We start from the raw sequence: 4,882 nt of genomic DNA, 5'->3' as shown, positions 1-4,882 counted from the left end.
CTCCTTCACGTCGGACTTCGTCGCGGTCGAACCCGCCATCACGACGTCGCCGATCGCGACCGCCTCGTCGAGCGTGGCCAGCGAGGCATCGGTGTACAGGGAACGGTCGACGGATGCCGCAGCAGCGCGGGCCCCGGGTCGCCCTCGCCGAGCGGGCGCTCGATGCGCCAATACCCGGTCTCGGTCGCGAGGGGCGTCGGATCGCCATCGGGATCTTCGGGGAAGAGCCACGTGTAGGAGGTGTAGTTCAGGTGGGGCAGGCCGTCGTGGCTGAAGCTCACGCGCTGGCCGAACTCGTGGGTGACCGACGCGTCGCCCACCTTGTAGTCGATCACGCCCGAGCCCTCCCAGACTCCGATGAGCCAGGAGAGCGGCACGAGCTCGGCCGGAAGGTCGACGGGAAGCTCGATCATCGGATCAGCGCTGGCCCTTGAAGAGCTTGTAGACGACGACGCCGCTGATCCACGCGATGGCGAGGCTCGCGAGCCCGAGCAGGCCGATGAAGAGGAGTTCGAGGGCGAGCAGCTGCGACATGCCGTCGAGTCTACCCGCTCACCCGAAGGCGACGGGCGCCACGGCGATGGCCGCGATGAGCATCACGACGGCGGCGCCGGCGATGCTTGTGCTGGTGCGGGTGACGAAGCCGCCGGGCTTCCGGGACGCGAGCTCGACGATGAGCGCAGCCAGCACGGATGCCGCGAACACGACGCACAGGGCACCGTAGACGCCGAGCGACGAGGCGTCGCCGAACCATGCGCCCGTGCCCGAGTACGCACCCGAGACGACGAGGACCGCACCCACCGCCGCGATGGCCCAGACGAGCACGATCCGAGGCCAGCCGCCCCGTGTCTCAGAGCCCGCTCGCATGGTTCCCCCGTTCGCCGCGCACAGCCGATGTCCGGCGTCACGTAGTATTGACCGCACCTTACTACTGGAGGGTGTGCGTGGCGCAGTTACTGATCCTGTCGCCGGCGGCAAACGATGAGGTTCTCCCGGCGTTGTCTCTTCTGACTCACCGAACGCGGGTCATCCCCGCTTCGCCTGAGCAGCTGGTCAGAGCGCCAGAATCCGATCTCGTGTTCCTCGACGCCCGCACGAACCTCGCGGGCGCGAAGGCGCTGTCGCAGATCCTTCGCACGACCGGCCTGTCCGTGCCGCTCCTGCTCATCGTCACGGAGGGCGGCCTGACCGCGGTCACGCCCGACTGGGGCGTCGACGACGTGGTGCTCATGGACGCGGGGCCCGCCGAGGTCGACGCGCGCATCCGCCTCGCCCTCGGCCGCGCGCAGTCCTCGCAGCCGTCCGAGCGCATCCAGACCTCCGGCGTCGTCATCGACGAGGCGAGCTACTCCGCGAAGGTGCACGGCCGCACGCTCGACCTCACGTACAAGGAGTTCGAGCTCCTCCGCTTCCTCGCGGCGCATCCGTCGCGCGTGTTCACCCGTGAGCAGCTGCTCAGCGAGGTGTGGGGCTACGACTACTTCGGCGGCACCCGCACGGTGGACGTGCACGTGCGGCGCCTCCGCGCGAAGCTCGGCGACCTCGACAGCCTCATCGGCACCGTGCGCAACGTCGGCTACCGCTTCAACGTGCACGAGGAAGACGACCAGGGCGCGCCGACCGTCACCGCACGTTAACGTCCGACCCCTCGCCTGCGGCGGGCCGGATGGCATGATGAGTGGATGACCGACAGCGCCCTCGACGAAGACCGCACCGCGAGCGACTTCGACGACGACTTCGAGCCGTTCGACATCGAAGGCGCGCCCGAACTCCCCGCCGAGCGCTACCTCGACCGCGAGCTCAGCTGGCTCGCCTTCAACCAGCGCGTGCTGGAGCTCGCCGAGGACCCGCTGCTGCCCGTGCTCGAGCGCGCCAACTTCCTCGCCATCTTCGCGTCCAACCTCGACGAGTTCTTCATGGTGCGCGTCGCCGGCCTCAAGCGGCGCATCGTCACGGGCCTCGCGGTTCCCACGAACGTGGGCCGCGCACCGCAGGACGTGCTGAGCGACATCTCCAAGAAGGCGCACGAACTGCAGGAGCGGCACGCGGCCGTGTACCAGGAGCTCGTGAAGCCCGCGCTGGCCGAGGCCGGCATCCGCGTCGTCGCCTGGTCCGACCTCGGCGAGCGCGAGACCGCCCACCTCCGCTCCTACTTCTCGGCCCAGATCTTCCCGGTGCTCATGCCGCTCGCGGTGGACCCGGCGCATCCGTTCCCCTACATCTCCGGCCTGTCGCTGAACCTCTCCGTGCGCGTCCGCAACAGCCGCACGGGCCGGCAGGAGTTCGCCCGCGTCAAGGTGCCGCAGATGCTCCCCCGGTTCGTGCGCGTCGACCCCGACGAGTCGATCGAGCAGGCCAGGTACGTCACCCTCGAAGACCTCATGGCCAACCACCTCGGCGACCTCTTCCCCGGCATGGAGATCGTCGAGCACCACGTGTTCCGGATCACGCGCAACGAGGACGTCGAGATCGAGGAGGACGAGACCGAGAACCTCATCAAGGCGCTCGAGAAGGAGCTCCTCCGGCGCCGCTTCGGGCCGCCCATCCGCCTCGAGATCACCGAGGACATGGACGACGTGACGCTGGGGCTGCTCGTGCGCGAGCTCGACGTCACCGAGCAGGAGGTCTTCCGCCTCCCGGCGCCGCTCGACCTCGGCGGGCTGTTCGACCTGGCCAGGCTCGACCGACCCGAGCTGCACTACCCCACGCATGTGCCGACCACGAACGCGCACCTGCTGCCCTCCGAGCCGAACCGCCAAGCCGACATCTTCAAGGCCGTCTCCCGGCAGGACGTGCTCCTGCACCACCCCTACGAGTCGTTCGCGACGAGCGTGCAGGCCTTCCTCGAGCAGGCCGCCGCCGACCCCGACGTGCTCGCCATCAAGCAGACGCTCTACCGCACGTCGGGCGACAGCCCCATCGTCGAGGCGCTCATCGACGCGGCCGAGTCGGGCAAGCAGGTGCTCGCGCTGGTCGAGATCAAGGCGCGGTTCGACGAGCAGGCCAACATCTCCTGGGCCCGCAAGCTCGAGAAGGCCGGCGTGCACGTCGTCTACGGCCTCGTCGGGCTCAAGACCCACTGCAAGCTCGCCCTCGTGATCCGGCAGGAGAAGGGCGGCCTCCGCCACTACAGCCACATCGGCACGGGCAACTACAACCCGAAGACGAGCCGCATCTACGAGGACCTCGGGCTGCTCACCGCCGACGACCAGGTCGGCAAGGACCTCACCCGGCTCTTCAACGAGCTCTCGGGCTACGCGATCGAGAAGAAGTTCAAGCGCCTGCTCGTCGCGCCCCTGCACCTGCGCAAGGGCTTGCTCAAGCTCATCGCCGCCGAGACGCGCAACGCCGAGGCCGGCCGGCCCAGCGGCATCCGGATCAAGGTGAACTCGATCGTCGACGAGGCGATCATCGATGCGCTCTACCGGGCCTCGAACGCCGGCGTGCCCGTCGACGTCTGGGTGCGCGGCATCTGCAGCCTGCGCCCGGGCATCCCGGGGCTCAGCGAGAACATCCGGGTGCGTTCGATCCTCGGGCGCTACCTCGAGCACTCGCGGATCTTCTCGTTCCTGAATGACGGCGACCCGCAGGTCTTCATCGGCTCGGCCGACATGATGCACCGCAACCTCGACCGCCGCGTCGAGGCGCTCGTGCGACTCGTCGACCCCGAGCACCTCACCGAGATCGCCGCGCTGTTCGACCGCGCCATGGACGATCGCACGAGCTCGTGGCACCTGTCGGGAGACGGCGAGTGGGTGCGCCACTCCGTCGACGAGGCGGGGCATCCGCTCGACGACATGCAGTCGAAACTGATGCAGCAGATCGGCCAGCGTACCCGCTCGGGGAAGCGGCGTTGACGGCCACGGCCATCTACGCAGCCGGCGCCGTGTGCTGGCGCGTCATCGACGGCCGGGTCCACGTGCTCGTCGTGCACCGCACCGCGTACGGTGACGTGACCATCCCCAAGGGCAAGGTCGACCCGGGCGAGTCGCTCCCCCGCACCGCGGTGCGTGAGATCGCCGAGGAGACCGGCCTCGAGGTCGCGCTCGGCGTCCCGCTCGGGATCTCGCGGTACCCGCTGCCCAGCGGGCGCGAGAAGATCGTGCACTACTGGGCCGCCGAGGTCAGCGAACGCGCCGTGCAGCGCTCGACGTTCAAGCCCAACTCCGAGATCGCCGCCCTCGAGTGGGTCACGGTGAAGCGCGCCCGCGGCTACCTCAGCTACCAGCCCGACGTCGAGATCCTCGACACCTTCGCGAAGCTGCTCGACCAGGGCGTCACCAGCACGTTCCCCCTCCTGCTCGTGCGTCACGGCAAGGCCGTCTCCCGCAGCGGGTGGAAGGGTCCCGATGCGGCGCGCCCGCTCGCCGAGCGCGGCGTGCAGCAGGCTGCGGCACTCGTCGACACGATCACGGCGTGGGCGCCGAGGCGCATCGTGACGTCGCCCGCCGTGCGCTGCGTCACGACGGTCGCGCCGCTCGCCGCGGCCACCGGCATCCCCATCAAGCGCGACGAGGGCATCAGCCAGGACGCCTGGGAGTCGGGCAACGACGAGGTGCGCCGCGTGGTCGGCAAGCGAGTGCGCGCGGGCAAGCCGGCCGTGATCTGCGGGCACGGCCCGGTGCTTCCCGAGATGGTGCGCGAGATCGCACTCGCGACGGCGACGCCGCTCGGGTCGTACGTGACGGATGCCGCGGGGCTCGAGCCCGGCGCGTTCAGCGTGGTGCACCTCTCCGCCACGAACTCGGGCTCGGGCATCATCGCCATCGAGACGCACGCGCCCCGTCGCCGTGCTCGGCCGTGGCAGCACGCCCGTCGTGATCCTGCAGCATGCGCCCGAGCTGCGTCATGCATCGCCACGCGACGCCGGCCTGTTCCACCC

The 4,882-nt window shown here is 69.7% G+C and carries 4 protein-coding genes and 1 pseudogene; 3 read left to right on the top strand and 2 right to left on the bottom strand.

All coding sequences use genetic code 11. From position 1 onward, the window contains the following. Window positions 1-92: 92 nt before the first annotated feature. Window positions 93-413, bottom strand: a pseudogene (locus GH736_RS17210) (FABP family protein); the annotation flags it as partial. 139 nt (window positions 414-552) lie between these two features. Further along, a complete protein-coding gene (locus tag GH736_RS17205) occupies window positions 553-825 on the bottom strand; it encodes a hypothetical protein (RefSeq protein ID WP_162529578.1) in 273 nt (90 codons plus the stop codon). A 119-nt stretch (window positions 826-944) separates the two neighbouring features. On the opposite strand from GH736_RS17205, the gene GH736_RS17200 reads away from it, so the two are divergent. The 3 genes from GH736_RS17200 to GH736_RS17190 all read left to right on the top strand — a co-directional run. Further along, the gene (locus GH736_RS17200) at window positions 945-1,637 is read left to right on the top strand and encodes a winged helix-turn-helix transcriptional regulator (RefSeq protein WP_235934381.1); all 693 of its coding nucleotides are present in this window, start codon (window positions 945-947) and stop codon (window positions 1,635-1,637) included. A gap of 45 nt (window positions 1,638-1,682) precedes the next feature. Beyond that, window positions 1,683-3,857, top strand: a complete 2,175-nt coding sequence (locus GH736_RS17195) for an RNA degradosome polyphosphate kinase (RefSeq protein WP_159605513.1) — start codon at window positions 1,683-1,685, stop codon at window positions 3,855-3,857. Next, a partial coding sequence (locus tag GH736_RS17190) for an NUDIX hydrolase (RefSeq protein ID WP_159605511.1) occupies window positions 3,854-4,882 on the top strand: 1,029 nt, incomplete at its 3' end. The genes GH736_RS17195 and GH736_RS17190, both read left to right, overlap by 4 nt.

Origin of the sequence: Agromyces humi, from assembly GCF_009720255.1 — a bacterium.
Taxonomy (GTDB): Bacteria; Actinomycetota; Actinomycetes; order Actinomycetales; family Microbacteriaceae; genus Agromyces; species Agromyces humi.
Note: the sequence above shows the minus strand (reverse complement) of the source record. Positions and strands in the feature narration are given on the sequence as shown.

Bases quoted from the DNA above. Each gene is read 5' to 3' on its own strand.
- GH736_RS17195 (WP_159605513.1), top strand. From the start codon at position 1,683: ATGACCGACAGCGCCCTCGACGAAGACCGCACCGCGAGCGACTTCGAC.